A 1,626-nucleotide genomic window follows, 5' to 3' on the forward strand; every position below is an offset into this window, starting at 1 on the left:
CATCGTGCCGACTCGCAGTCCGGCAGTTCGCTATCTCCTGATGCTCAGGACCTTATCCGTTGACGCGCCCGTGCAGTTTGCCCCGGGGCAATCCCCCACGCTGGCCTGAACTACAGCGATGCCGGGGCGGAACGGAGCGCCGTTCACATTGGCTGCGGCCAGGGCTGATACCTGCTGTGGCTTGCCCGTACATGTGAACCCGGTCTGGGTCGCGCCCTGGGCGACACGGGCGCCGGCCGCCTGTGTGGTAGTCGAGCTGACGCTGCCGTCGTCACCCGCACCGCAGGTGGCGGTGAATGCCAATCGGATCGCGGCGCCGTTGGCCACAAGCGTCGCTGAGTTGACGCTGATCGCGGGAATGCTCGTGGCGCTAGCAGACGCGCGGGCCGCGGCAGGTGCTGCCGGGGAGGCTGTGGCGGCGAGCGCGGCCACTGGTATCAGCGCCGCGGTGCAGACTGCGGTGGCTACTAGGCCGATCAGGCGCCTTCGCGTGAGAGCTGGAAAGTGCATGGGGATTCTCCTTTGAACGTGTGCACCATATGCCCCGTCCTGGGCATGGAATTCGCCTCCGCTCGGCGAATTCGCTCGAAAACAAGCAAGGCACTTCATATCCGGTATTTCAAGGGACCTTAGTCTTACGTTTTTGCACGCGCTGGGCGTGAGGGGGCCAGGCGAGCTTGACGCCGGGCAGGTCGAGCAGGTCGTCGCCGAGAGCTACGCGTACTTCCGGAGCGGGCGGTGGTACCGGCAGTGGTTCGGCTGGATGGAGCAGCTGCTGACCAGTTCCGGGGCGGGCAGCTACCTGAAAGGAAGCGCCTGTCACCTCGACTTGGTCCAGTGGGCCACCGTGCAGCCTCAGGGACAGCTGCCCGCCGCGGCGTGGCAGCGGCTGGTGGCGGAGGACCGTGAGTTCCTGCGCTGGCAGCTGGCACACGCCAACGTCAGCCTCGTCCTGATCAACGGCACCTCGGTCATCGACGGGCTGCTCGCGGCCGGCGTGGTGAGCGACTTGGCGGAGGACCGGCTCGAGTACCCGGCGAAGGAGGGCACCGGGTACCTGCGCGTGTTCCGCTGCGCATCAGACGGGGTCCGGTTCCTCGGCTGGAACCGCCCCCTCGCTGGCCCACTGCCCGCCCCGGCCAGGCATGCCCTGGCCGGGTGGGTCGCCGCAGCCCTCCGGCCCCAGGCCGATGCGCCCGCCTCATGGCAGGCAGCCTGCACGCTAGCCAACCCGGGCCCGGATGGGTTCATCTCGCCCGGCGCCGTCGTGAACTCGGCGGATGAACTGGACCACCGGCTGCGCAGCTGGCTGCGGGTCTCCCAGCAGCCCACGATCGGCGACATCGGCCGGTTCGGCGGCTCACCCCTGATCAAGGTCACCGCAGACGGCCGGGAGTTCGTCCTCAACCGGGACACCAAGCGTTCCGCGGTCGCCAGCTTCACCGAGGCCGCCGCTCGGGCCGGCGGAGCGGGAAACCTCCCCTGGCACCTCGCCCCGAACGCCAGCGGAAACCGTAACAGAATGTCATACCTGCCAGACGACAACCCCGCACCCGGCTGGTACGCCTACACCCGTCACCCGGACACGGCCCAGCCGTAGCCACCAGAAGCGATCGCGAACCGCCG

General features: G+C 68.5%; 1 protein-coding gene. It reads left to right on the forward strand.

The genetic code is table 11. The features are described 5' to 3' along the window. The first annotated feature begins 658 nt into the window (after window positions 1–658). Window positions 659–1,600, forward strand: a complete 942-nt coding sequence (locus tag WA805_RS20305) for a hypothetical protein (RefSeq protein WP_422337660.1) — start codon at window positions 659–661, stop codon at window positions 1,598–1,600. Window positions 1,601–1,626: the final 26 nt, after the last annotated feature.

Origin of the sequence: Trebonia sp. (assembly GCF_049794275.1) — a bacterium.
GTDB lineage: Bacteria > Actinomycetota > Actinomycetes > Streptosporangiales > Streptosporangiaceae > Trebonia.